We start from the raw sequence: 23,078 nt of genomic DNA, 5'->3' as shown, positions 1-23,078 counted from the left end.
GCGCCGAGAGAGAAAGCAGGCAGCGGACAGGAGAAAGCCGCGCTGTCGTCTGCTGACAGCGCGGCCAAACGAGAGGCACCTTGCGCCTTACTTCATCGACATTGCCTTTTGCGACTTCATGTAGTGCATGCAGGCGCTCTTCATCTTGCCATTGCTCATGTCCGTGTTGGCCAGCGGCACAGGGCTCAGCGGCCCTCCTTCGGCATCCCGGACCGGCCGCCGATACTGCCTGTGGCGACATCGGGCTCGCACGAGGCCCTGCCGCGTCCTTCCGCCTGGCAGCGGTAGACGCTGCCGGTGAGACGGTCGACCAGCCACATATTTTCTTCGGTCGGCGCCTCGAGCCCGACATAGCGGGAGGTCAGCCCCGTGATCAGCGTCGACAGCAGGATCGCCACCGCGATCATCGCCGCGCCGATATAGATGGGCATGGAATTCAGAGAGACGGTCCGATCCGGCGGGCCACTGCGATAGAACTGGGAGTCACGCTGATAGTCACTTGGCCGCGGCACAGGACGGAACTCGGCTCCCTTCGTACATAAGTGGCTGTCGGAGCGTGCTAGGCGCGCAACTGGCCGAATTCTTGTTCGCACGCAGGCCATCACGCGACGGCTTTGCGATGAGCAAGGGTTTCCGGAACACAGAGACGGCCCGGACAGGCCGCCTCTAACGCTGCCTTCTACTCAGCGGCGGCCGAACAACCCGCCCATCATACCGCCGAGCAGCCCGCCCGGGCCGCCCGCCGGACCGCCACCACCACCGCTATAATAATGGCGCCGGCCGCCACCGCCGGAGGAACGGCGACGCGCCGGCTCATCGTCGGCCTGCTCGGAGGAGGCCGCGCGGGTCGAGACGATCTCCGACAGCAGGGCCTTGTGCTGGAGCTTGTTGAGATAGCCGGTAGCGGGATAGCCGCGTGCCGCCTGCCACCGCCTCATCACGGAACGGGTCTCCTCGTCGAACTTGCCCGTCGCCTTGACATCAAAGCCGAGGCCGGTAAGGCGGCGCTGCACGTCGCGGCGCTGGCTCTTGTCGAGACCAATCTGGTCTTCGGACACCTGGTTGGCCTCTTCCGTAAAGGTCGCAGGATCGATCCCGGCCGAGAGGTTGCGGGTGGTGTTGGAGGGACCATCCTGCAACGCCGCGATGCGGGCGAGTGCGATCGATTTGAATGTGCCGTTGGGATAGCTGGTGAGATAGGCGTTGAGTTCCTCGACCTTGTTGGAGTCCTTGATCGAGCGCCAGAACTCGAGCTCGACGTCCGAGCCTTGCTTGCTGGCGGCCTGTGCCGGGGCGTTCGACGTATCCGTGGTGGCCGCGGCCGGCACCCCAACCGGATTGAGATACACGTTGCCCGTGAGGTTGGTGTGCCCCCAGGGCAATTGTCCCTTGCTGGTCTCGTCGCTGACCTGGGCGCGGACCTTGGTCATCGCCTGCTGGATCTCGACCCCGGGCTGGACGATATTGGCAACGAGCGCGCGGGTGAACGGGCTGTTGGTGCCGGCTTCGCCGTCGAGCGCGGTCTGGCCAGGGCCCGTGGCAAAGGCAATCAGCGTGCCCTCGCCCGACTTCATCTCGGCAAGGCCAGTCTGCACATTGACGGAGCGGGTGGCCTTGGCCGAGCGGATCTTCGCCGCGAACGGATTGTCACGGCAGGCATCGAGGAACACGAGCTTCACCTTCGCGTCCGACATCGTCTGATCGAGCGTGAGGTCGACATTGATCGCCGCGCCCAGCTTGACGTCGATCTCAGATTTTAGGTCTGCGTCGATCGGCAACAGGTAGTTGACGCCGTTCACGGCGATCCCATGGCCGGCATAGAAGAATACCGCAACGTCGGCGCCTTCGCTCTTCTTGCCGAACTCCAGAAGCTTTGCGGTCATGGCGTCGCGGGTGAGGTTGGCGCCCTCGACGACGTCGAAGCCCACATTGCGCAGCACCCTGGCCATCGCCTTGGAATCGATCGCGGGGTTGGGAAGCTGCGGGACATTCCGGTAGGCGGCGTTGCCGACGACGAAGGCGACGCGCTTGTCCGCGAAAGCTGCGTTGCCGCTGACAATGAATGCTGCGATTGAAATTGCTGCGATCAAGAAGCGCATGATCATTCTCCCCTGATCCAAACTTCTTCGCTGCTCTCGGGTCGGCCTTCGCCGATCCGATGAACGCAATCTGATCCAGCTCACAAGGACGCACCGTGATCTGGATCACTCGGGGATTTCTCCTGCTCGAACCGAGCTGGGAGTCGCTGCGACGTCGGCTTTTCGGGCTGCTGACGCAGCGGGCAATACAGGCTGGTGACGAGCAATGACGAAAGAGATTGTACCTGCGGGCGCGGCGAGTCCAGCAGGTAATGAACACTCTTCCGAGAAAGCGAGAAGGATCGGCATTCTGCTTCCACGGCCGAATGCGACAGCGCTTCTTCCCGTTGTTAGGGCGCTGCCAAGGGATCGGCTCGCCATGGATGCCAACTGGCTCCGGCGCTAGGATGCACAGGACATTTCTGGCGATTTGGAATGTGACCCGCATCACATCAGGGCCTTTGAACCTGTCCTAGGCTCTCGGCATCAAATCGCTATCAGGCGTCACACCGAGGATACGACAATGACCCGTTTCGATAAGTTTTTTGGACTGAAGGCGATTGCTCTTTCCGCCGCGCTGTCGATGACGGCGGGCCTTGCTTTCGCCGGTGACAACAACGTCTCCGCGAGCCAGATCCTGGATGCGCTGAAGCCGAAGCCGGCGACCCGCGGCCTGTCCGTCGGTCCGCAGGCCGATCCGACCGCGCAGGCCAAGGAAGCGACCTTCCTGAACACCGTGCGCAACCGCTCGACCCGGTCCCTCTCGATGGGCGAACGCGAGCAGATCGCAGAGCTTGCCGCGACCAAGCCGAAGATCGATCTGGAGATCCAGTTCGACTACAACTCGGCCGACATCGCCAAGACCTCGGTGTCGTCGGTGCAGGCGCTCGGCAAGGCCCTGTCCGACCCGGCGCTGAAGGGATCGACCTTCGTGGTCGCAGGCCACACCGACGCGATCGGCGGCGAAGCGTTCAATCAGGGGCTCTCGGAACGTCGCGCCGACACCATCAAGAAGTACCTGGTGCAGAACTACGGCCTCAACAGCGCCGATCTCGTCACCGTCGGATACGGCAAGACCAAGCTGAAGGATGCGGCCAACGGCGCCGACCCGATCAACCGCCGCGTCCAGGTCGTGAACATGGACACCAAGACCGCGTCGAAATAATCGCGGCGATCAATGAGCCGCCTGCCGCATCGGCGGCAGGCGGCTTTCTGTTGTCAGATCCAGCTCTGGAACAGCATCAGGCGGTTGAATATCTGCATCGTCGTGCCGATGAAAGCCGCCGAGATCGGCAGCATTACCGCAAAGCCGATGGCGGCGACGCCGACATAGGCCCAAAGCAGCCAGCGCGGCAGCCGCTCTCCTCGCAGCACATAGACCAGCGCGAGCGATGCCATCGTTGCGGCCGGCAGATAGTAGTAGATGAAGCCGAGCGTGCGCGGCAGCAACGCCCAGGCGAGCCAGCAGCCGAAATAGAACGCCGCGATCAGGAACGCATCCCAGCGGCGCGCGACGACGAAGTCGCGGAGCACGATTGCGAGCGCGAGCAGCGCCGGCCACAGCACCAGGGGATTGCCGAGAAAAACGATCGCGGACACGCTGTTCTCCGACGTCTTGTCGAACAGGAACCATACCGGTCGCGCCAGCAGCGGCCAGGACGGCCACGCGCTCATATAGGTGTGACCGGCGATCGCGGTCGTGGTGTTGTCGGCGAAGATCCGGCGCTGTGCCTCGATTAGATCCGATAGCGAGAAACCATAGAGCGGGACGAATGCGGCGGGATACGTGATCGCCGGCAAGACCGCGAAGCAGAATGCGGCGTGATGCAAACGAAAGTCGGGCCAGAGGTCGGGCCGGTACCAGTCACCGGGCTTGGCGTCGGCGAACAGCGTGCGCCAGCCCTGCATCAGGCGGATCACCGCGACGATGACGATGCAGACCCCGAGCGGAAACAGACCGCTCCATTTGCAGGCTGCAGCAAAGCCGAACAGAGCGCCCGCGAGCGCGAACAGCGCATGCGGGCGCTCTCTTCGAAACCCATGCATGAAGGCGGCGATCGCGAGCAGGCCGAACCCTAACGCGAAGATGTCGAGCATCGCGATGCGGGCCTGCACGTACAGCATCTGATTGAACGTCGCGATCAGCGCGGCGGCGATCGCAGGCCCTTGTGCCGAGAACAGTGCAAGCCCGCACAGATAGATCGCGACGATCGCGAACGCGCCGAACAACGTCGCGGGATAGCGCCAGCCGAATGCGTTGTCGCCGAACGCCGCGATCGAGGCCGCGATCATTTCCTTGGCCAGTGGCGGGTGCATCGGATTGAGCATCGGCTGCGACATCGGAGGTGCCAGCATCTGCCGCCCCGCCGGCACGTAGTGCACCTCGTCGAAGACGAATTTTTCCGGCGTCGTCAGGCCAATCAGCAGCGCCAGATGTGCAACCAGAAAGATCGCGACAGCGATCACTGCGCTCTGCGATAGCTTCGGAACCGCTGACACTTCGATCGGCTGTTGTGGGGATATTTTGCGTGACAAATCTGCTTCACCGGGGCGAAAAACTGGACGGCCGTTTTCATTGAACGCATTCCGCCGCAACTGTCACTAAGCATAGCGCAGGTCCCGCGCCGCTTGTGATAATTTCGCCACATCGGAAGCGTGCGCGATCCGGTACGATCAGGGACACATCGATCGATTGCGAAATGAATTTGCGTTCTCGTTTTCACGACCCTGCTGATGGCCGCGCTGTGCGCGGCGTCCGGCGCGCAGGCGCACACGCGCGTCGGCGAAGCGGTCGTGATTCAGAACGAGGTGGTGCGCGTCGCTGCGACCACGAGGCCGATCAATGTCGGCGACAGCATGCTGCGCGACGAGACCGTGCGCAGCGGCGCCGACAGCGCCGCGCGCTTCGTCATGGCCGACAGCACCAATCTCTCGCTCGGCCCGAGTTCGACGCTCAAGCTCGACCGCACCGTCTTCAACGACGAGCACAGCTATCGCGACGTCGCGATCCGCATGACCACAGGCGCGTTCGGCTTCGTCACCGGCCATTCCGAGAAGGCCGCCTACAAGATCACGACGCCGCTCGCGACCATCGGCGTGCGTAGCTCGAAGAGCGAAGGCGGAAGCGTGCCCACCACCTCTCTCGACCATGGACAGATGGTGGCACGGCGCTTCGCGCCTTTGCCCAACCCTACGGCACTGAGTGCGTGGTGCGAGTCACGCCGCGGACTTGCCCTCGAACGCCCGCCGCAGCGCTTCGACGTCGAGCTTCACCATCTTCATCATGGCCTGCATCGCGCGCGCGGCAGCCGCCTTGTCGGGGCTCGACAGGAATTCGAACATCACCTTCGGCACCACCTGCCAGGCCACGCCCCAGCGATCCCTGAGCCAGCCGCACTGCTCTTCCCTGCCGCCATGCGCCAGGAACGCGTTCCAAACGCTGTCGACCTGGGCCTGGTCGTCGCAATGGATCATCAGCGATATCGCATGGGTGTATTCCATCTTCATGCCGCCGTTCAGCGCGACCAGCGGCTGCCCGGCCACCGTGAACTCGACGACCAGCACTGAACCTGTCTTGCCGGACGGGCCGTCCGAAACGTTTTGCTGAACGTGCGTGATCTCCGAATTCGGCACGAGCGAGGTGTAGAACTTCGCAGCTTCCTCGGCATCGCCGTTGAACCACATGCAGGGGACAAGCTTGGACATCGTGAATGCTCCTTCTCGAGATTCTCTGAATTCGTGGGCTTCGGTCAGGCGTTCGCCATCTCGGGCTGCGCGGAAAAGGCTGCCATGTCCATCCAGTTCACACCCCACATATGGCCATCCGGATCCTCAAAGCTGCGGCCATACATGAAGCTGTATTCGTCCTTCGGGCTGGGATCGGCCACCCCGCCCGCAGCCGCGGCCCTGGCGACGATCTCGTCGACCTCGTTCCGGCTGTCCGCGGACAGGCAGAAAAGCGCCTGGTTCGAGGTCTTCGCGTCTGCGATCGGTTTTGGCGTGAACTGACGGAATTTGTCGTGGGTCGTCAGCATCGCGAAGATGGTCTCGGAGAAGACCATGCAGCTCGCGGTGTCATCGCAGAATTGCGGGTTCCTGGTCGCGCCGACCGCCTCGTAGAAGGCGGTGGCGCGCTTGAGGTCGGTCACCGGCAGATTGATGAAAATCATCCTGGGCATCGCAAACTCCTTGGGCGGGGTTCTGCCCAAGGACGGATGGCCCGACGGCCATCCGACATCGCTTCCGGATATTTTTTGCCGGCTGGGGCGATGGCACTGCCCCCGCCCCGTGGGCCGGTCCTACCTCTTCTCGTTGGGATCCCGGTGCACCGGGTCGATCCACAGTACGGTCTCGGGCTTCTCGACCGGCTCGATGTCGAGGTTGATCGCGACCGCCTCGCCGTCGCTGCGCACCAGCACGCATTCCAGCACTTCGTCCGGGCTGGCGTTGATCTCCTGGTGCGGCACGTAAGGAGGCACGAAAATGAAATCGCCGGGTCCGGCCTCGGCGGTGAATTGCAGCTTCTCGCCCCAGCGCATCCGCGCCTTGCCCTTCACCACGTAGATGACGCTTTCGAGATGGCCGTGGTGATGGGCGCCGGTCTTGGCATCGGGCTTGATGCTGACGGTGCCCGCCCACAATTTCTGCGCGCCAACCCGCGCGAAATTGATCGCGGCTGCGCGGTCCATGCCCGCCGTCGACGGCACGTTGGTGTCGAGCTGGTTGCCGGGAATGACACGCACGCCGTCATGTTTCCAGCGATCATCGTGATCGTGGTCATGGTGGGAATGCGAATGGTCATGGCCGGTCATGGGACGTGCTTTCTGTTGGTTCCGTGCGCGGCAAGCTACCCCAAAGCCGCATCCGCAAGCCATACCAAAATCGGAACTCTCGTAACTGCGGGACGTTGCCCTCACAAGCAAAATGGAAGGAGAGTTTCATGGGTAGCACCACGGACAAGATCAAGGGCACCGCCAACGAGACCATCGGCAAGGCCAAGCAGGGCATCGGCGAAGCCACCGGTTCCGACCGCATGAAAGGCGAAGGTTCGGTTCAGGAAGTGAAGGGCAAGGGCCAGCAGGCCATGGGCGATGCCAAGGACGCAGCGAAGGACGCCATGGACCGCGCAGCTGCGGCAGCACGTCGCGCGGCGGAGTAGCGCGTGCCAGCATTGAAAGCGAAAAGGCCGGCCGAAGGCCGGTCTTTTTGCTTGTGCCGTCATTCCGGATGGTCCGAAGGACCAAACCCGGAGTCTCGAGATTCCGGGTTCGATGTTGGCGCATCGCCCCGGAATGACGGCTGCGCCGTCACTTCACCGCGAGCAATTCCACGTCGAACATCAGCGTCGCGTTCGGAGGGATCACGCCGCCGGCGCCGCGGGCGCCGTAGCCGAGCTGCGGCGGGATGATCAGGGTGCGCTTGCCGCCGACCTTCATCGTGGCGACACCCTCGTCCCAGCCCGCAATGACGCGGCCCTTGCCGATCGGGAATTCAAACGGCTCGTTGCGGTCGACGGAGGAGTCGAATTTCTTGCCCTTCTGGCCGTTCTCATAGAGCCAGCCGGTGTAATGCATCACGCAAATCTGGCCGGGCTTGGGCGATGCGCCGGTGCCAACGACGCTGTCGGTGACTTGCAAGCCTGAAGCTGTGGTCATGGTCTTTCCTGCGGTCTGGGCGGAGGCCGTGGTGGAAACGAAAGCCGACACGCCGGCAATCACAGTGATCGCGAGTGCCGAGATGATGGCGAGAACTGCGCGTTGAAAACGCTGCATAAGGCACCTTCGGTTTGAGGCGGAAGGTGTCTAGCGCAAGGAGCGTGGGGTTTCCACCCCTTAGACCTCGATATTTTCCAGCCGCACCGGCAGCTTGCGGATGCGCTGGCCGGTGGCGTGATAGATCGCGTTGCAGATCGCAGCGTTGGTGCCGACATTGGCGAGCTCGCCTAGGCCCTTGGCGCCAGCCGGATTGATGTGATCGTCCTGCTCGGAGAGCAGGATCACCTCGACGCTTGGTGTGTCAGCATTCACGGGCACGAGATAATCGGCGAGATTATCGTTGACATAGCGCGCATAGCGTTCGTCGATCTCGGTCGCCTCCAGCAGCGCCGAGGACATGCCCCAGATCAACCCGCCCATGAGTTGGCTGCGCGCCGTGCGCGGATTCATGATGCGGCCGGCCGCGAAGGCGCCGACCAGACGGGGGCTGCGGATCTCGTGCGTGAAGCGGTTGACGCGGACCTCAGCGAACTCCGCGCCGAAGGCGTAGGCAATCTTGTCCTTCATCTGATGCCCGCCGACGAGGCGCGCGTGCCCGCTGTGCATGGCCTTGAACGAATCCAGCGGCGCACCTTCCGGCTTCCACTCGCCATATTCCTCGACGACGCCGACACCGAGCGCGTCGAACGCCTTGTCCAAATCGAGCGGACGATCGCTTTTTGCGGCTTGCGTCGTCGGCGTCTGTCCCATGCCGATGGTTTCCTTGGCTTTGTCGGTCAGGCTCGCATTCGGCATCACCGCCTTGAACAGCCGCTGGCGGATCTGGTCGCACACCATCATCACCGCCGAGCAGGTACTGGCGGTCGAGTTCGAGCCACCGGCCACCGGCGCCGGCGGCAGATCGCTGTCACCGATGAAGACGGCGACCTTCTCCAGCGGCACGCCGAGCCGCTCGGACGCGGTCTGGGCGATGATCGTGTAAGCGCCGGTGCCGATCTCGTGGCCCGCGATCTCCACGCGGGTACGGCCGTCGCGCTGGAGGCGCACGCGCGCGGCCGACGGCGCCATCTGTGTCGGATAGCAGGTGGCGGCGCAGCCATAGCCGATCAGCCAGTCGCCCTCCGCCATCGATTTCGGCTCCGGCGATCGCCGCGACCAGCCGAACGCCTTGGCAGCCTCATCGAAGCACGCCATCAGCGACCGCGACGTGTAGGGCTTGCCGTCGATCGGCTCGTTGGTGGTGTCGTTGATGCGGCGAAGCTCGACTGGGTCCATGTTGAGCTTGACCGCGAGTTCGTCCATCGCGCTCTCCAGCGCGAACAGATACGGCACCTCCGGCGGCGAGCGCATGAAGCCCGGCGTGTTGCGGTCGGCGCGCACGATCGACACCAGGCTGTCGACGTTCGGACAGGCATAGAGCCGCGTCGTGGTCTTGGTGCCGCCGACGCAATAGGGATCGGGACGCGAGGACACCTCGGCGCCCTCGTGCCTGAGCGCGGTAAGCCTGCCGTCGCGGCTGGCGCCAAGCCTGATCTCGTGCCGCGTCTCGGCGCGATAGGTCGCGATGGTAAAGCCCTGGTCGCGGGTGGCAACGAGCTTGATCGGCCGGTTCAGACGCCTGGCAATCGCAGCGATGATCGCGGTGCGCGGCGTCATCGAGCCGCGCGAGCCAAAGCCGCCGCCGACATAGGGATTGACCACGCGCACCCTGTCGGCGTCGACGCCGAGCTGCTCGGCGACGCCGTTCTTGAGCCCGTAGACGTACTGGCTGCCCTCGTAAATGACGAGGTCGTCGCCCATCCAGGCGCAGCTCGTCGTGAACAGCTCCATCGGATTGTGGTGCTGGGTCGGCGTGTCGTAGGAGGCGGTGAGCTTGACCTCGGCCTCGTCGAATGCCTTGGCAAAATCGCCGACCTTGGGGTCTTCCTTGAACTGCGAGTTCTGCCCCTTGGCGGCGGCTGTCGTCGTCCCCGGGGAATCGAAGGTCGCGCTGGGCGTAGCCGCCGTATAGCTGACCTTGACGCGGTTGGCGGCCTCGCGCGCGGCCTCGTAGGTGTCCGCGATCACGACAGCGATGATTTGGCCGTCATGCGCGATGTCGGCCGATTTCAGCGGCTGGATCGTGGTGCCGGCATAGCCGCCATTGCTGAAGAGTTTCGACTCCTTCAGCTTCGGGGCGTTCTCGTGCGTGACGATGTCGATCACGCCGCGGACGCGCCTTGCATCAGCGAGGTCGAAGCTGTCGATGCGGCCTTTGGCGATGGCGCTGGTGACCAGGAAGGCATGGGCCGGGTTGTCCAGCGGCATGTCGGAGGCATAGGTCGCGCGCCCCGTGACTTTTGCGGCCGCATCATAGCGCGGCACAGGCCGGCCCATATTCGCCTTCGGCTCGGGAGCAGCAGCGGTCATGGTCAGATCTCCATCGTTACGGCCTGCTGGAGCGCACGCGCCACCACGCGCTTGCCGAGCGCGATCTTGAAATTGTTGTGCTGACGTCCTCTGGCGTCGGCGAAAGCGGCATCGGCGACACGCTGCGCCAGCCCGTCGTCGAACTTCTGGCCCTTGAGCAGCGCTTCCGCCTCGCGCGCGCGCCAGGGCACGGTCGCGACGCCGCCGAGCGCGACGCGCGCATCCTTGATCGTGCCGTCCTGCACGTCGAGCGCGACCGCCGCCGAGGACAGCGCGAACTCATAGGATTGCCGGTCGCGCGCCTTGAGGTACACCGAACGCGGCCAGCGGCCACGGATGACGAAGGCCGAGATCAGCTCTCCGGGCTCAAGCGTGGTCTCGATATCAGGCGTGTTGCCGGGCGCCTTGTGCAACTCCGCGAACAGCATGTTGCGCGTACCGGACTTGCCGGTGATCTCGACCGTGGCATCCAGCGCGATCAGCGCCTGGGCGAAATCGCCGGGATAGGTGGCGATGCAGTGGTCCGAGGTGCCGAGCACGGCATGCATGCGGTTGACGCCGTCCATCGCGGCACAGCCGGAGCCGGGATTGCGCTTGTTGCAATTCTCATAGGACACATCGCGGAAATAGTTGCAGCGCGTCCGCTGCATCACGTTGCCGCCGAGCGTCGCCATGTTGCGCAACTGGGCGCTGGCGGCAAGCTTCAGGGAGTCGGCGATCACCGGATAATCGCGCTGGATTCCGTCATGCGCGGCGACATCAGACATCTTCGCGAGCGCGCCGAGCCGCAACTTGTCGCCGCCCGGCTCGATTGCCGACCAGCTGCGCGCGAGCGGATTGATGTCGATGATCGCAGCGGGCCGCATCACGTCCAGCTTCATCAGGTCGATCAGCGTGGTGCCGCCAGCAAGCGGCTGCGCAGCGGCCTGGGTCAGCGGACGGTTGGCAGCCGCGGCGGCGCTGAGCGCCTGCACGGCCATATCGGGGTCGCTCGCCCTCTGATACGAGAAAGGTCGCATGTGCCTAGCCTTTCATGATCTCGGGCGCGGCCTGCTTCACCGCGGCGACGATGTTGGGATAGGCGGCGCAGCGGCAGATGTTGCCGCTCATATATTCGCGAATATCAGCTTCGCTGTTGGCATGGCCCTCCTTTACGCATGCGATCGCCGACATGACCTGGCCCGGCGTGCAATAGCCGCACTGGAAGGCGTCGTTGTCGACGAAGGCCTGCTGCATCGGATGCAGGCGATCGTCGGTGGCAAGGCCCTCGATCGTGGTGATCTCCTGCCCCTCCGCCGCGAGCGCGAGCGTCAGGCACGACACCACGCGGCGATCGTTGATCAGCACGGTGCAGGCGCCGCACTGGCCGTGATCGCAGCCTTTCTTGCTGCCGGTGAGCTTGAGGTGCTCGCGCAGCGCATCGAGCACGGTGGTGCGGGCGTCGATGTGCAGACGCTTCTCCTTGCCGTTGACATGCAGCGTGACGTCGACGGGCAGCGCCGGATTCTGCGCGGACGACGCACCCGCATCCTGCGCAGCAGCGCGCGCAGTGATCGGAACGAGGGCGCTGCCGGCGGCGCCTGCCATGAAGGCGCGACGATCGAATCCGGATGATCGGGAACTTGAATTGTCGGACATTGACGGCCTCCGCCGCTTCAAGACAAAGCAGCGCACGCCTGCACCGCTCGCCCCTCAACTTGGAGCGATGAGCGCAGTTCCGAACGCGAGAGGGGCGACACGGCAAATGCCGCGCCGCCCCTTCGTCAAATTTTCCTGAACTCGCGCGCGGAACTCGTTCCGCGCGCGATCAATAGCCGAGTGCGCAGCCGTCCTTGCGCGGATCGGAACCGCCGGTCAGCGTGCCCTTCTCCCAATCGATCCAGATCGCCTGGGCGCCGCCAAGCGGTCCGACGACGCTGGTGGTCTTGTGGCCGAGCTTCTTCAGGCCCTCGACGATATTGGCCGGGACGCTGTCCTCGAGCTGGTACTGGCCCTCGTAGTGCAGGCCACGCGGCATGTCGATCGCCTCCTGCACGTCGCAGCCATAGTCCAGGATATTGGTCAGGAGATGGGTCTGGCCGGTCGGCTGGTACTGGCCGCCCATTACTGCGAACGACATCGCGGACCGGCCGCCCTTGGTCAGCAGCCCCGGCATGATCGTGTGCAGCGGACGCTTGCCGCCTTCGATGCAGTTGGGATGGCCCGGCTGGATACGGAAACCGCCGGCCCGGTTCTGGAACAAGACGCCGGTCCTGTTGGAGACGATCGCCGAGCCGAAGGAATGCGCGACCGAGTTGATGAACGAGCAGACGTTGCGGTCCTTGTCCACCACGGTGATGTAGATCGTCGAGGGATTCATCGGCGGCGCGACGTTCGGCAGGTCGAGCATGCCGTCCATGCGGATCTTGCTGATATACTCGTCGGCAAAGCCCTTCTCGAGCATCTCGGCGACATTGATTTTCATGTGCTCGGGCGAGGCGACGTGCATCTCGCGGTTGATGTAGGCGATGCGCGCGGCTTCCGCCTCCAGATGGAAGCGCTCGACGCTGACGGGCGCGTACTTGGTCAAGTCGAAGCGCGACAGGATGTTGAGCATCAACAGCGCCGTGACGCCCGGGCCGTTCGGGGGGCACTGCCAGACGTCGTAGCCCTTGTACATGGTGCCGATCGGCGTCGTCGTCTCGGTGGTGTGCGCGGCGAAATCGTCGAGCGTGTGGAGACCGCCGATCGAACGCAGGGTCTCGACCATGTCCTCGGCGATCTCGCCCTTGTAGAAGGCGTCGCGGCCGTTCTTGGCAATCGCGCGCAGCGTCTTGCCGAGCTCGACCTGACGGATGACGTCGCCGGCCACCGGCGGCTTGCCGCCCGGCAGCAGGTAGCGCACGGTGTTGGTGCCGGCCTTGAGCTTCTCGAACTGGTTCTTCCAGTCGAAGGCGACGCGGGGGGCGACGACGTAGCCTTCCTCGGCCGCCTTGATCGCGGGCTGAAGCAGCCGGTCGAAGCCGAACTTGCCATGATCGCGCAGCACGGTCGCGAAGCAGTCGATCACGCCGGGGATAGAGACCGCATGCGCCGAGGTTAGTGGCACGGAATTGATCTTGCGCTCGAGATACCAGTCGGCATTGGCCGCCTTCGGGGCGCGGCCGGAGCCGTTATAGGCGATGATCTTGCCCTCGCCGCGCGGCTGGATCAGCGCGAAGCAGTCGCCGCCGATGCCGGTCGATTGCGGCTCGATCACGGCGAGAATGGCTGAGCCCGCGACCGCCGCGTCCACCGCCGTCCCGCCCTCGCGCAGCACCTCGATCGCGGCCAGCGAGGCCTGCGGATGCGAGGTCGCCACCATCGCGTTGGTGGCGTGGACCGTGGACCTGCCGGGGAAGTGGAAGCTTCTCATTGAATCTTTGCTCTCTCAGACCGTCGGCGCGGAGGCGCGCCATCTCGGAAAAACTGGGCCTACATGACACATTCCTGCCCATCCGGGCAATCCTGGCATACCAGGAAAATGGCAGCCGCCCGCTGGGCGATAGGCCTTTTGCCGTCCGCATCCATGCGGGTTTTCTGGGCGGCGGCCGCCTGCTAAACGAGCCGCCATGATCCACAAGGTCGCCGCCTTCTACCAATTCGCCGCCCTGCCCGATTACCGCGAGCTGCGCGAGCCGCTGCGCGCGTTCTGCGCTGGGCTAGCACTGAAGGGCAGTGTGCTGCTGGCGGAGGAAGGCATCAACGGCACGATCGCGGGCGCACCGGAGGCGATCGACGCCTTCGTTCATGAGCTCGCTCACGGCGCCATGTTCGGCGGCCGGCTGGACGACCTCGAACTGAAATTCTCGACTGCGGACGCGATGCCGTTCAGCCGGCTCAAGGTGCGGCTGAAGAAGGAGATCGTCACCCTTGGCGATGCGGCGGCCGATCCGACGCGACAGGTCGGCATCTATGTCGATGCGAGCGAATGGAACGCGCTGATCGCGGCGCCCGACGTGCTGGTGCTCGACACCCGCAATGCGTTCGAGGTGGCGATGGGCACGTTCGAAGGCGCGGTCGATCCTGATATCAAGAGCTTTGGTCAATTCAAGGATTTTGCCGCGCAAAAACTCGATCCCGCGAAGCACCGGCGCATCGCGATGTTCTGCACCGGCGGAATCCGCTGCGAGAAGGCGAGCGCGCATCTGCTCGCGCGCGGCTTTGCCGAGGTGTATCACCTCAAGGGCGGCATCTTGAAGTATCTCGAAGAGGTGCCGGAGGCGCAGAGCCGCTGGCGCGGCGAATGTTTCGTGTTCGACGAGCGCGTGGCGCTCGGCCACGGCTTGCGCGAACGGGACAAGGACGCCGCACGTGACCAATGAGATCAAGAACCTGGGCGAGCGCATCGACGCGCTGGAGATGCGCATCGCCTATCAGGACGACACGATCGAGACGCTGAACCAGACCATCACCGCGCAGTGGAAGCAGATCGATGCGCTGACGCGGAAGGTCGCAGAGCTCGGCGAGCGTCTTCAGCAGGCCGAAGCCAACGCGCCCGGCCCTGCCAACGAGCGCCCGCCGCACTACTAGCCCTCGTGCCCCGGGCGCCGCGCTCTTCGCGGTGCGCTGCTGAACCGGGGCCCATCGCTGCAGCGAAGAAGAGTGCTGGATCCCGGCTCAGCGCCGCAGCGTTTCACGCTGCGGCGCGTCCGGGACACGATAGCTCTTATGCCGTTTGATATTACTCGCCGACGGCCTTGGGCAGGCTCGCGACCTCGACCGACATCATCAACCGATCGCGACCGGATTCCTTCGCGGCATAGAGCGCCTGGTCGGCCGCCTCGACGAGGGTGCCGACGCCGGCGGTGCGCTCCAGCGCCGGGCGGCAGGCGGCGCCGCCGAACGAAGCGGTCACGCAGCCAGAGCTGCGATTGGCGCTGTGGACGAGGCCCGCCTCGCGGATGGCCTTCCGGATTCGCTCGCCGATGCGGGCGCAGCCGTCGGCATCGGTGTTCGGCAGCAGCACTGCGAATTCCTCACCACCGTAGCGCGCAGCGAGATCGCCGGGGCGCTTCATCTCGGCGGCGATGACCTGCGCCACCACGCGCAGGCAGACATCGCCCGCAGGATGGCCGTATTCGTCGTTGTAGGCCTTGAAGTGGTCGACGTCGATCATCAGCAGCGCGAGGCTGGAGCGGTCGCGATAGGCGCGCGCCCATTCATCGCTAAGCCTCTCGTCGAAGCGGCGGCGGTTGGCTAGCCCGGTCAGGCTGTCCTCGATCGCGAGCGTCTCGAGCCGGGTCTCCAGCTTCTTCTGCTCGGTGATGTCGCGCGAGATTGCGACCACGCCGTCGACGCGACCGTTGTCCCTCCGCGTCACCCGCATGGTCGATTCGAGCCAGACCTCGCCCGTCTGCCGGTGCGAGTTGCGATAGGTGACCCGCGCCTCCTCTTTTTCGCCGCGCTTCATGGCATCGACGAGAGCCTGGACCTGCGGCAGGTCGTCGGCATGGATGCCCGCCAGCGCCGGCGTTCCGATCAGCTGGTTGGCGCGCCAGCCGACGACGCGGACCGAGGAGGGAGAGACGTAGCGCAGCCGCTCGTCGAGGCCGATCCGGGTCACCATGTCGCTGGAGCCTTCGGCGAGCAGGCGGAAATGGGCTTCCTTCTCGACCAGGGCGGCGGCCATGTTCTGGCCCCGCTGCAACTGCCGCACCAGCACCGCGCCGATGATCGCAATCAGCATGACCAGCGCAAGCACGTAGAGCATGCGGGAGATGGCCGCCGCGCGCCAGGGCGCCAGCAGCTCGTCCTTGTCGACGGTCGCGAGCAGGACAAGCGGAAAGCGCCCGCTGCGCTTGAAGAAGCTGACGCGGTCGGCGCCGTCCAGCGGTGACTTGAAATGATAGGCGCCGGCCGGCCGCTGCAGGCTGGCGTCGCGGAATAGCGGGGTCTCGGCCACGCTGCGGCCGACGAACTTTGCGTTGTGCGGGGTGCGCGCGATGATCGTGCCCTCGCCGTGCATCAACGCCACGGAGCTGTTGCGGCCGATCTCGAACTGCTCGAAGAAATGCGAGAGATAGCGCGAGCTGATGGTTGCGAGCACGACGCCGCCAAAGCTGCCGTCCGGCTTGTTGAAGCGGCGCGACAGGGTGACGACCCATTCGCCATCGAGCTGGCTCTTCACGGGGTGGCCGACAAAGGGCTCACGCTTCGGCGAGAGTTGATGATGGCGGAAGAACGCATCGTCGCTGAGCGTCGAGGAGATCGTGCCGGGCGAAGTCAGCCAATTGCCCTGGTCATCGATGATGGCGAGGCTGTGGACGCGCTCCATCGCCTTCTTGCGCGCCTCCAGGAGGCTTCTGAGCTTGCTGATCGTCGCCGGCTCGGTGCCGTCCATCTCCAGCCGGCTGACGACGCCGACGACGCCGGAATCCAGGAGATCGAGGCTGTCCTCGGCATGCTGGGTCAGCAAGCGCGCGACATTCGCCATTTCGGTCTCGGCGCCCTTGAGCACCGCATCGCGCGCGGCCCATTCGCGCCAGCCGCTGACGCCGAGGATGGTCGCGCAAGTCAGCACGACGAACGCCGCCGCACGCAGCGGCAGGCGGCTCCATCCGGCTCTTTGGGCAACGACGTTCATGCGGCAGAGGTCTCCGATCGTCCGGAACCTCTGCCGCTTCTGTTATTGAACTCTGAAACGATTGGCGGAATGGGCCGCCATATCCCCGGTTTCCCGTAGTCGTACGGACACCGGAATCGATCCATCGCTAACAAGACATTAGCGAACCTATCGGAATCCGGCGCCCCTCCTCGCTAGCTGAAGATCGCCTTAACCTTGTCCCAGAGCGAGGGATTGTCCGCCTCCGCGTCGGCCTTCGAAGGCGTCGGCTGGGCGGCGCTGACGGGATCGGATGCCGGGAAGGTGTCCTCCAGCCCGGTGTCGAGCTTGGCGTGACGATCGGCGGCGAGCGCCTCGCGCAGATCGTCGGCGTGCTTGTCGTGCGGCGCGGGATTGAACGTCTCAGCCATGATCTCCTCCGTTGGCTGGTCAACGCGGCCGTAACGCGCTGGTTCCCCTGTTCCGCTGGGGCGCGCGGCGGTGTATCAGGGGCGATAACCTGCTTCAGGACCATTCGTGCCCCAGCCTGCGACGAAACTTTTCATCGACGTCCTCTCCGGCCAACGTCAGCCCGTCCCGCCCATGTGGATGATGCGGCAGGCCGGCCGCTATCTGCCTGAATATCGCGAGGTGCGCGCCAAGGCCGGCGGCTTCCTCGATCTCTGCTTCAACCCGGAGCTTGCCGCCGAAGTGACGCTGCAGCCGATCCGCAGGTTCGGCTTCGATGCGGCGATCATCTTCTCCGACATCCTCGTGATCCCCTACGCACTCGGCCGCTCGGTGCGCTTCGAGGTCGGCGAGGGTCCGCGGCTCGAGCCGCTGGATGATCCGGCGAAAGTCGCAGCGCTCGCCGCGCAGGCCGATCTCGGCAAGCTCACGCCGGTGTTCGAGGCGCTCAAGCTCGTGCGCGGCGCGCTCGATGCCAAGACCGCGCTGATCGGCTTCTGCGGTGCGCCGTGGACGGTCGCGACCTACATGGTCGCGGGCCACGGCACGCCTGACCAGGCGCCGGCGCGGATGATGGCTTACCAGCATCCAGAAGCGTTTGCGAAGATCATCGACGTGCTGGTCGAGAGCTCGATCGCATATCTGCTGGCGCAGTTAGAGGCCGGCGCCAACGCACTGCAGATCTTCGACACCTGGGCCGGCGTGCTGCCGCCGGCCGAGTTCGCGCGCTGGTCGACTGAGCCGACGCGGCGCATCGTCGCGGGCGTGCGCGCAAAGGTGCCGGACGCGAAGATCATCGGCTTTCCCCGCGGCGCTGCGGCGCAATTGCCTGGTTACGTCGAGGCGACCGGCGTCGACGCGGTCAGCATTGACTGGACTGCGGAGCCCGCCTTCATCCGCGAGCGCGTGCAGAGCAAGGTCGCCGTGCAGGGCAATCTCGATCCGCTGGTGCTGATATCAGGGGGCGCCGCGCTCGATCGCGCGGTGGACAACGTGCTGGCGAATTTTGCGCAAGGACGGCTGATCTTCAATCTCGGCCACGGCATCCAGCCGGAGACGCCGATCGCCCATGTCGAGCAGATGATCAAGCGGGTGCGGGGGTGAATTTCGCTGCGCCTAAGGACAAAACAAAAGCCGCGAAACAACCCCATGCACAGTACGAATCATTGAAGATTTCGCCGCCGTGGAAAATTCTCCGTTTCCGAATATAACTTGACCCGTCGGGCAACACAGGCGCATAATGCCATCATCTCGCCGACCGTAATTCGCAGAGAGCCAGCTAGCGGGGCCGGCTTCGCTCGATGATCTCCGCCGCACCCTTTGCCAAGAGTTCGAGACCCACCGCACGACCGAGCTCGCGCGGGCGATTGGCGGGGCCTATGCGCGAAGCTTCGATGATGGTGTTGCCGGAAAGGTCGAGCACGGAGGCGGTGAGCGACATCTGATCGCCCGTGATGGTCGAGAAGCCCGCAACCGGCGAATTGCAGTGGCCGTTGAGGACCCACAGCACCTCGCGCTCGGCATCAGCAGAGGCGTGCGCAGCGGGATCGTCGATCGATGAAAGAATTTGCCTCGTTTGCCAGTCCTGCGCGGCGCATTCGACGGCGACGATGCCCTGCCCCGCCGCGGGCAACATCTCCGCCGCGGTGAATTCGTAGGCGATGCGATGCGCAAGACCGACGCGGTCGAGGCCCGAGCGCGCCATGATCAGCGCATCCGCGGGCCCCACAGCGCCGCCATCCGGCAGGCGCTGCTTCTCGCCATTGTCGAGCTTTCGCACGCGGGTATCGGCGGCGCCACGGAAGTGGATCACCTCGACATCCGGAAACAACCGCCGCGCATAGGCGGCACGGCGCACCGCATTGGTGCCAATTTTAAGACCCTTGCCGCGCGACTGGCGCAGCGCGTCCAGCGTCACGCCTTCACGCAGCACCAGCGCATCGGCGGGTGGATCGCGCGACAGCGTGGCGCCGATGACGAGACCGGGCGTGTCCTCGTTGCCCGGCATGTCTTTCAACGAATGCATCGCGGCCTGCAGTTCCCCTGACAGCACGGCGGCACGGATCTGCGCCACGAAGGCGCCGCCCTTGCCGCCATGCGGCAGCAGCTTGCTGGTCTGGTCGAGATCGCCCGTGGTGTCGAACTTGACGATCTCGACCTCGAGATCGGGCCTGGCGGCGGTCAGACGGCGCGCAATCTCCTCCGTCTGCGCCAGCGCCATCGCGCTCTTGCGGGTGCCGATCCGTAGTCGAATAGCCAAGCCGTTCTCCATCCAGGACGCGTGTCGCGTGCGCGAGCGCGTCATTGCCCATACGACAGGTTCAGGTCGCATGGTAGATGGCTGCTGCGCTCTCTGCAGGGACATTAGCACAATCATGCGGAGAGACGCAGCGCCTCGACCAACGATCGGAACGCACGGGCATATTCCGCACCGGCCCTTGCGATGTCGGCGCGCCCGGCGCAGGCGACCGCGGCCTCCGTCACCGCGCCGAGCAGCAGCCGGGCCAGCGGCTCGACCGGCTGGCGTGCGATCAGACCGGCGTCCATCGCGGCGGAGAGCGCCCGCGGCATCTTGCCGCCGAAGTGCCGCGCGTCGATCTCCCGCCAGCGTTCCCAGCCGAGCACGGCCGGGCCGTCGCGCAGGATGATCCGGCCGGTCGGGCCCTTGGCGGTCGCGGAAAAATAATGCTGGGTGCCGGCGATCATCGCGGCGAGCACGTCCTTTTCGGCGCGCGCGGTGCGGTCGATCTCGGCAACGAGCTCGCGCGAGACGGAATCGAACACGGCTTCGAACACGGCTTCCTTGGTCTTGAAATGATGATAGACCGCGCCCTTGGCGATGCCGGCGCCTTCCGCAATCTCGTCCATGGTGGTGGCGGCAAAGCCGTGCGTCCCGAACAGCCGGCGCGCCGCCGTCAGGATCGCCTCCGTCGTCGCCGCGCGCCGCTCTGCCTGTTTCGCCATGTTGTTCCTGTCACGCGCAGATCAGGCCGCGGCCTCGCTTAGCCTCTCCCGCCAGCAAGCGGGAGAGGGAGCCCACCTTCTTCGCGGACGCGGCTCGATCTGATCTGATGCTCTAATTGAATTTGGCGGACGCTGCCAGTTGACTTTTCGACCCTCGGTCGGTATTTACCGACTATAAGTCGGTTTTATTCGTGAGGTGCGCCATGCCGAGCCGTGACATAGTCGAAGCTTTTGCGAAGCGGTTGGAGGATGGGGATTTCGTCGGGGCGATCGAGCAATTCTACACGCCCGATGCCGCCACTTACGAGAACAACGCCGCGCCGACGATCGGACGGGACAAGCTGGCAGCGAAGGAGCGCGGCGTGCTGGCCGCCTTCAAGGAGGTCAAGGCGGTCCGCATCGGGCCGAGCCTGATCGAGGGCGACAATGTCGCGACGCGCTGGATCTTCAGCTTCACCAATGCCGAGGGCGTCACGCGAACGCTGGACGAGATCGCCTGGCAGACCTGGCGGGGTGATGAGCTGATCGAGGAGCGGTTCTACTACGATCCGAAGCAGTTGGGGCGGTGAGCCTCGGGCGCGCTGTCATCGCCCGACTTGACCGGTCGATCCAGTACTCCAGAGCTGGGCATTGAAGAGCTCGCTCTCGCCACATCCGCCGCAGCGTACTGGATGCCCGGTCAAGCCGGGGCATGACAGCTGGTGGCGAACATGTTTCCTTCCGTTACAGCCGTAACGCGCGGGCCTGCATTTGTATCGATTTGTTATCGATACTCCCGATCGAACACGCAGAAGTGGTCACAGAGCCCGCCGCAAGCGTCGATAATTCACAGTTCGTCAAAGCTTTATGGCGAATTCTCCGGATCGAGCCGGACAAACGGCTCGTGCTGCTAGGCTCTGGGATGCGGACTCAAACGACCAGCTATTTCGCGCGGCTGTTTGGCGGCGATCTGTCGGCCTTTGGCGGTCCTGCAACCGACGAAGCCGTGGCCGGCCATATCCGCGCGGAACAAATGTCGCTGGTGCTCGGCTATTCGGTCGGCATCATGCTCGCCAATGCCTGCAACGCCGTCGTGCTGGCGATCGCGCTGTGGCAGTCGCCGGAGCGAATGTTCGCCCTGATCTGGGCGGTCATCGTGGCCGGCGCCGCAATCGCGTTCGGCCTGCAATCCCATGCCGCGCGCCGGATCACCAAACCGCAATTCGTCTCACGCCGGGCGATGCACCGCCTGGTGCGCAATGCCTTCGTGCTCGGCAGTGCCTGGGGCATCGTCCCAGTCGCCTTCTTCAACAACGCCTCGACCGGCGGCCAGCTCGTCATCACCTGTCTCTGCTCGGGCATGCTGGCCGGCGGCGCACTCGCCTTCGCCACGATCCCGATTGCCGCCATCTCTTTCACCGCGCCCATCTTCGTCGGGATCGCCATTTGCCTCGGGCGAAACGGCGACCTCGCCTTCCTGCTGATCGCCTTTCTGGTCGTGGTCTATGGCAGCGTGCTGCTGCGCGGCGTGTTCGTGAATTCATTCGCCTTCGCGCGGCGCGTGATGCGGCAGATCGAGGCCGAGCGCACGGTGCGGCAGGATCCGCTGACCCAGCTGCCGAACCGCGTCGCCTTCGGCGAGACGCTCGATGCCGCGCTGAAGCGCCTCGCTCTGTCCGGCGAGGAGTTCGCGGTGCTGCTGCTCGACCTCGACCGATTCAAGGAGGTCAACGACCAGTTCGGCCATCCCGCCGGCGACGAATTCCTGGTCCAGGTCGCAAGCCGCCTGCAACGCTGCACCCGCGCGGCCGAGCACGTCGCGCGGATCGGCGGCGACGAGTTCGCGCTGCTGATGGCCAACCTGGCGCGCCCCGAAGACGCGCTCGAGATCGCCGAGCGCTTCGTTGGCGCCTTCAAGGAGCCGTTCCAGATCGAGGGCCGCCAGTTCGTCGGCGCAACCAGCGTCGGCATCGTGGTGGCGCCGCGCGACGGCAGCTCAGCGCTCGACATCATGAAGAACGCCGATACCGCGCTCTACCGCGCCAAGAAGGCCGGCCCGGGCACGGTCTGCTTCTTCGAGGCCAGCGACGACCGCTCATCGCGCGAGCGCAAGGCGCTGCAATCGGACCTCGCAGGCGCCGTCGGGCGCAACGAGCTGTTCCTCGCCTTTCAGCCGTTCCTCGATCTAGATGCGAACCGCATCACCGGCTTCGAGGCGCTGCTGCGATGGCAGCATCCCTCGCGCGGCCTCGTGCCGCCGAGCGAGTTCATCCCGATCGCGGAGGAAACCGGGCTGATCCACGAGATCGGCGAATGGGTGATCCGCCGCGCCTGCGCGACGCTGGCGGACTGGCCCGAGGACATCCGCGTCGCCGTGAATTTTTCGGCGGCGCAGTTTCGCAACACGAGCATTCTCCAGACCATCGTGCAGGCGCTGGCGGAGGCAAAGGTCGCTCCGCACCGGCTCGAGATCGAGATCACGGAATCGATGCTGCTGTCGAAATACGGCTCGGCCGCATCGATCCTGAACGCGCTGCTCGAGCTCGGCATCACGGTGGCGCTGGACGATTTCGGCACCGGCTTCTCCTCGCTCACCTATTTGCGCAAGCTGCCGTTCAGCCGGATCAAGATCGACCAATCCTTCATCCGCGACATGCTGGTGCAGCCCGACTGCGCCGCGATCGTGAAGTCGGTGATCTCGCTGGCGCGCGATTTGCGCATCGGCGTGGTCGCGGAGGGCGTCGAGACCGCGGACCAGCTCGAATATCTCAGGCAGATCAGTTGCGACGAGGTGCAGGGCTATCTAATCAGCCGGCCGGTGCCGGCCGACGGCGTGATGGCGCTGCTGGAGACGAAGAAGCTGCGGGCGACGTTTGCGGCGTAGCTATCAGAGCCTCCGCGGCG

Annotated in this window: 22 protein-coding genes and 1 pseudogene; 8 read left to right on the top strand and 15 right to left on the bottom strand. The window is 64.9% G+C overall.

Annotation, left to right across the window (positions count from 1 at the left end; genetic code table 11):
- Positions 1–185: 185 nt before the first annotated feature.
- Both AC5V87_RS10175 and AC5V87_RS10170 read right to left on the bottom strand, forming a co-directional pair.
- Entirely contained in the window at positions 186–431 is a 246-nt protein-coding gene (locus tag AC5V87_RS10175) for a hypothetical protein (protein WP_456840239.1), read from the bottom strand.
- A 252-nt stretch (positions 432–683) separates the two neighbouring features.
- The gene (locus tag AC5V87_RS10170; RefSeq protein ID WP_495370870.1) at positions 684–2,099 is read right to left on the bottom strand and encodes a caspase family protein; all 1,416 of its coding nucleotides are present in this window, start codon (positions 2,097–2,099) and stop codon (positions 684–686) included.
- Between the two features lie 502 nt (positions 2,100–2,601).
- Between AC5V87_RS10170 and AC5V87_RS10165 the strand changes: the two genes are divergently transcribed.
- On the top strand, positions 2,602–3,243 hold the full coding sequence (locus tag AC5V87_RS10165; RefSeq protein ID WP_495370869.1) for an OmpA family protein: 642 nt from the start codon (positions 2,602–2,604) through the stop codon (positions 3,241–3,243).
- Positions 3,244–3,296: 53 nt separating this feature from the next.
- On the opposite strand, the gene AC5V87_RS10160 is transcribed toward AC5V87_RS10165, so the two are convergent.
- Complete coding sequence (locus AC5V87_RS10160; RefSeq protein ID WP_495370868.1) at positions 3,297–4,577, bottom strand: phospholipid carrier-dependent glycosyltransferase; 1,281 nt, start codon at positions 4,575–4,577, stop codon at positions 3,297–3,299.
- 131 nt (positions 4,578–4,708) lie between these two features.
- Between AC5V87_RS10160 and AC5V87_RS10155 the strand changes: the two are divergent.
- A pseudogene (locus AC5V87_RS10155) lies at positions 4,709–5,186 on the top strand (FecR family protein); the annotation flags it as partial.
- Between the two features lie 108 nt (positions 5,187–5,294).
- Here the strand turns inward: AC5V87_RS10155 and AC5V87_RS10150 are convergent.
- The 3 genes from AC5V87_RS10150 to AC5V87_RS10140 all read right to left on the bottom strand — a co-directional run bounded on the left by AC5V87_RS10150 (position 5,295) and on the right by AC5V87_RS10140 (position 6,889).
- Positions 5,295–5,783: a VOC family protein gene (locus AC5V87_RS10150; protein WP_456840243.1), complete on the bottom strand. Its 489-nt coding sequence runs from the start codon at positions 5,781–5,783 to the stop codon at positions 5,295–5,297.
- 44 nt (positions 5,784–5,827) lie between these two features.
- Entirely contained in the window at positions 5,828–6,256 is a 429-nt protein-coding gene (locus AC5V87_RS10145; RefSeq protein ID WP_456840244.1) for a VOC family protein, read from the bottom strand.
- A gap of 120 nt (positions 6,257–6,376) precedes the next feature.
- Positions 6,377–6,889, bottom strand: a complete 513-nt coding sequence (locus tag AC5V87_RS10140) for a cupin domain-containing protein (RefSeq protein WP_456840245.1) — start codon at positions 6,887–6,889, stop codon at positions 6,377–6,379.
- Positions 6,890–7,017: 128 nt separating this feature from the next.
- On the opposite strand from AC5V87_RS10140, the gene AC5V87_RS10135 reads away from it, so the two are divergent.
- Positions 7,018–7,236 carry a CsbD family protein gene (locus AC5V87_RS10135; protein WP_456840246.1) on the top strand — a complete coding sequence of 73 codons (219 nt, stop codon included), beginning with the start codon at positions 7,018–7,020 and terminating at the stop codon, positions 7,234–7,236.
- Between the two features lie 148 nt (positions 7,237–7,384).
- On the opposite strand, the gene AC5V87_RS10130 is transcribed toward AC5V87_RS10135, so the two are convergent.
- The 5 genes from AC5V87_RS10130 to ggt all read right to left on the bottom strand — a co-directional run bounded on the left by AC5V87_RS10130 (position 7,385) and on the right by ggt (position 13,595).
- Positions 7,385–7,849, bottom strand: coding sequence for an FKBP-type peptidyl-prolyl cis-trans isomerase (locus tag AC5V87_RS10130; RefSeq protein WP_495370867.1), 465 nt, complete (start codon positions 7,847–7,849; stop codon positions 7,385–7,387).
- Positions 7,850–7,909: 60 nt separating this feature from the next.
- Positions 7,910–10,201, bottom strand: a complete 2,292-nt coding sequence (locus tag AC5V87_RS10125; RefSeq protein ID WP_456840248.1) for a xanthine dehydrogenase family protein molybdopterin-binding subunit — start codon at positions 10,199–10,201, stop codon at positions 7,910–7,912.
- 2 nt (positions 10,202–10,203) lie between these two features.
- Complete coding sequence (locus AC5V87_RS10120) at positions 10,204–11,220, bottom strand: FAD binding domain-containing protein (protein WP_495370866.1); 1,017 nt, start codon at positions 11,218–11,220, stop codon at positions 10,204–10,206.
- Positions 11,221–11,224: 4 nt separating this feature from the next.
- Positions 11,225–11,788 carry a (2Fe-2S)-binding protein gene (locus AC5V87_RS10115; RefSeq protein ID WP_495371873.1) on the bottom strand — a complete coding sequence of 188 codons (564 nt, stop codon included), beginning with the start codon at positions 11,786–11,788 and terminating at the stop codon, positions 11,225–11,227.
- 220 nt (positions 11,789–12,008) lie between these two features.
- Positions 12,009–13,595, bottom strand: coding sequence for a gamma-glutamyltransferase (gene ggt, locus AC5V87_RS10110; RefSeq protein WP_495370865.1), 1,587 nt, complete (start codon positions 13,593–13,595; stop codon positions 12,009–12,011).
- Between the two features lie 196 nt (positions 13,596–13,791).
- Between ggt and trhO the strand changes: the two genes are divergently transcribed.
- Together trhO and AC5V87_RS10100 are read left to right on the top strand one after the other, a co-directional pair.
- Positions 13,792–14,544, top strand: coding sequence for an oxygen-dependent tRNA uridine(34) hydroxylase TrhO (gene trhO / locus AC5V87_RS10105; protein ID WP_495370864.1), 753 nt, complete (start codon positions 13,792–13,794; stop codon positions 14,542–14,544).
- Positions 14,545–14,581: 37 nt separating this feature from the next.
- Complete coding sequence (locus tag AC5V87_RS10100) at positions 14,582–14,752, top strand: SlyX family protein (protein ID WP_495371872.1); 171 nt, start codon at positions 14,582–14,584, stop codon at positions 14,750–14,752.
- A gap of 151 nt (positions 14,753–14,903) precedes the next feature.
- Here the strand turns inward: AC5V87_RS10100 and AC5V87_RS10095 are convergent, their stop codons facing one another.
- A complete protein-coding gene (locus AC5V87_RS10095) occupies positions 14,904–16,805 on the bottom strand; it encodes a sensor domain-containing diguanylate cyclase (RefSeq protein WP_456840253.1) in 1,902 nt (633 codons plus the stop codon).
- Positions 16,806–16,978: 173 nt separating this feature from the next.
- Positions 16,979–17,194, bottom strand: a complete 216-nt coding sequence (locus AC5V87_RS10090) for a hypothetical protein (RefSeq protein WP_456840254.1) — start codon at positions 17,192–17,194, stop codon at positions 16,979–16,981.
- Between the two features lie 106 nt (positions 17,195–17,300).
- Between AC5V87_RS10090 and hemE the strand changes: the two genes are divergently transcribed.
- Complete coding sequence (gene hemE / locus AC5V87_RS10085) at positions 17,301–18,335, top strand: uroporphyrinogen decarboxylase (protein ID WP_495370863.1); 1,035 nt, start codon at positions 17,301–17,303, stop codon at positions 18,333–18,335.
- Positions 18,336–18,510: 175 nt separating this feature from the next.
- Here the strand turns inward: hemE and hemC are convergent, their stop codons facing one another.
- Positions 18,511–19,491 (bottom strand): hydroxymethylbilane synthase, encoded by a 981-nt coding sequence (hemC, locus tag AC5V87_RS10080; protein ID WP_495370862.1) that lies wholly within the window; start codon positions 19,489–19,491, stop codon positions 18,511–18,513.
- A 113-nt stretch (positions 19,492–19,604) separates the two neighbouring features.
- Positions 19,605–20,195 (bottom strand): TetR/AcrR family transcriptional regulator, encoded by a 591-nt coding sequence (locus tag AC5V87_RS10075; RefSeq protein ID WP_456840257.1) that lies wholly within the window; start codon positions 20,193–20,195, stop codon positions 19,605–19,607.
- A gap of 203 nt (positions 20,196–20,398) precedes the next feature.
- On the opposite strand from AC5V87_RS10075, the gene AC5V87_RS10070 reads away from it, so the two are divergent.
- On the top strand, positions 20,399–20,764 hold the full coding sequence (locus AC5V87_RS10070; protein ID WP_456840258.1) for a nuclear transport factor 2 family protein: 366 nt from the start codon (positions 20,399–20,401) through the stop codon (positions 20,762–20,764).
- A gap of 332 nt (positions 20,765–21,096) precedes the next feature.
- Complete coding sequence (locus AC5V87_RS10065; RefSeq protein WP_495370861.1) at positions 21,097–23,058, top strand: putative bifunctional diguanylate cyclase/phosphodiesterase; 1,962 nt, start codon at positions 21,097–21,099, stop codon at positions 23,056–23,058.
- The last annotated feature ends 20 nt before the right edge of the window (positions 23,059–23,078 follow it).

This window comes from Bradyrhizobium sp. SOJA106 (assembly GCF_059448745.1).
This window is presented reverse-complemented; position numbering and strand designations above follow the sequence as displayed.

Coding starts and splice junctions, on each gene's coding strand:
- AC5V87_RS10165 (WP_495370869.1), top strand. CDS start 2,602: ATGACCCGTTTCGATAAGTTTTTTGGACTGAAGGCGATTGCTCTTTCC.
- AC5V87_RS10070 (WP_456840258.1), top strand. CDS start 20,399: ATGCCGAGCCGTGACATAGTCGAAGCTTTTGCGAAGCGGTTGGAGGAT.
- AC5V87_RS10100 (WP_495371872.1), top strand. CDS start 14,582: ATGCGCATCGCCTATCAGGACGACACGATCGAGACGCTGAACCAGACC.
- AC5V87_RS10125 (WP_456840248.1), bottom strand. CDS start 10,201: ATGACCGCTGCTGCTCCCGAGCCGAAGGCGAATATGGGCCGGCCTGTG.
- AC5V87_RS10135 (WP_456840246.1), top strand. CDS start 7,018: ATGGGTAGCACCACGGACAAGATCAAGGGCACCGCCAACGAGACCATC.
- trhO (WP_495370864.1), top strand. CDS start 13,792: ATGATCCACAAGGTCGCCGCCTTCTACCAATTCGCCGCCCTGCCCGAT.
- AC5V87_RS10150 (WP_456840243.1), bottom strand. CDS start 5,783: ATGTCCAAGCTTGTCCCCTGCATGTGGTTCAACGGCGATGCCGAGGAA.
- ggt (WP_495370865.1), bottom strand. CDS start 13,595: ATGAGAAGCTTCCACTTCCCCGGCAGGTCCACGGTCCACGCCACCAAC.
- AC5V87_RS10090 (WP_456840254.1), bottom strand. CDS start 17,194: ATGGCTGAGACGTTCAATCCCGCGCCGCACGACAAGCACGCCGACGAT.
- AC5V87_RS10170 (WP_495370870.1), bottom strand. CDS start 2,099: ATGCGCTTCTTGATCGCAGCAATTTCAATCGCAGCATTCATTGTCAGC.
- AC5V87_RS10115 (WP_495371873.1), bottom strand. CDS start 11,788: ATGGCAGGCGCCGCCGGCAGCGCCCTCGTTCCGATCACTGCGCGCGCT.
- AC5V87_RS10140 (WP_456840245.1), bottom strand. CDS start 6,889: ATGACCGGCCATGACCATTCGCATTCCCACCATGACCACGATCACGAT.
- AC5V87_RS10145 (WP_456840244.1), bottom strand. CDS start 6,256: ATGCCCAGGATGATTTTCATCAATCTGCCGGTGACCGACCTCAAGCGC.
- AC5V87_RS10120 (WP_495370866.1), bottom strand. CDS start 11,220: ATGCGACCTTTCTCGTATCAGAGGGCGAGCGACCCCGATATGGCCGTG.
- AC5V87_RS10175 (WP_456840239.1), bottom strand. CDS start 431: ATGCCCATCTATATCGGCGCGGCGATGATCGCGGTGGCGATCCTGCTG.
- AC5V87_RS10065 (WP_495370861.1), top strand. CDS start 21,097: ATGCGGACTCAAACGACCAGCTATTTCGCGCGGCTGTTTGGCGGCGAT.
- AC5V87_RS10095 (WP_456840253.1), bottom strand. CDS start 16,805: ATGAACGTCGTTGCCCAAAGAGCCGGATGGAGCCGCCTGCCGCTGCGT.
- AC5V87_RS10075 (WP_456840257.1), bottom strand. CDS start 20,195: ATGGCGAAACAGGCAGAGCGGCGCGCGGCGACGACGGAGGCGATCCTG.
- AC5V87_RS10130 (WP_495370867.1), bottom strand. CDS start 7,849: ATGCAGCGTTTTCAACGCGCAGTTCTCGCCATCATCTCGGCACTCGCG.